The 753-nt window shown below is 46.6% G+C and carries 1 protein-coding gene and 1 pseudogene; both read right to left on the minus strand.

What is annotated here, in order from left to right; all coding sequences use genetic code 11:
- Positions 1–103 (minus strand): annotated as a pseudogene (locus RTW80_RS26520) (CopG family transcriptional regulator); the annotation flags it as partial.
- A gap of 99 nt (positions 104–202) precedes the next feature.
- Positions 203–753 (minus strand): division plane positioning ATPase MipZ (locus tag RTW80_RS26525; protein ID WP_312721068.1); only part of this gene is annotated, 551 nt, incomplete at its 5' end.

Raw genomic sequence — 753 nt, forward strand, 5'->3', positions numbered from 1 at the left:
CTACAGGCGCTCTGGTAGCGCCGGAGATAAAACGCGCGGTTTCTGCGTTTGTTGCTGGTTGCTGAGATTCATCGATGTTCGGACGGTTTAGTTTCAAAGCCATGACAATTTCCCCTTGTACGGTATGCATTAATAGTAAATATCATACTGTCTTTATATTATCTTTACAATGTAAAGATTGTTATAGATGGTATTGATATTACTATAAAATTCCAATTTCCTGCGCTACTAGTTCAATCTGTGCTTTCGCTGTTGAAAGGCTTGATGCCCGGCTAACGTCATGTACCCCTGCCCCTTCATTACAGGCGCTTTCATACACATCCAGCTCGGATATCCGGGTTTTAAGAGGTTGAATCCAGATGTTGTCCGACCGCAGTAATTTATCCAGATCAATGGCCGCTTTTCTGTGGCGGGGGTTTGCTGAGTTGATTCTGGTGAACAGCACCCACGGTTCCAGGGCTGCGTTAGCTTTCTGAGCGGTGCGGATTTTCTCTGTAACACTGGTCAGTGTTTCGCTTTCGAAATCAGAGGACGGCTTAACCAGTGTTACCACGATATCTGATACTGTCAGGGCGCTACGGAACTCCTGGCTGTCGTGGCCGGGGCAATCGACAATGAGGACTTCACACAGCTTACTAAGTCGCTTAATTTCATTGCTGACGTTTCCGTAAGCTGCGTGAACCGGGATAGTGAGTAAGCCGTTATCTCTCCGCTTTTCGTTCCAGCTCAACAGATCGTGGTTTTTATCTGTCT

Source organism: Escherichia sp. AM3 (assembly GCF_032029835.1).
GTDB classification, from domain to species: Bacteria; Pseudomonadota; Gammaproteobacteria; order Enterobacterales; family Enterobacteriaceae; genus Escherichia; species Escherichia coli.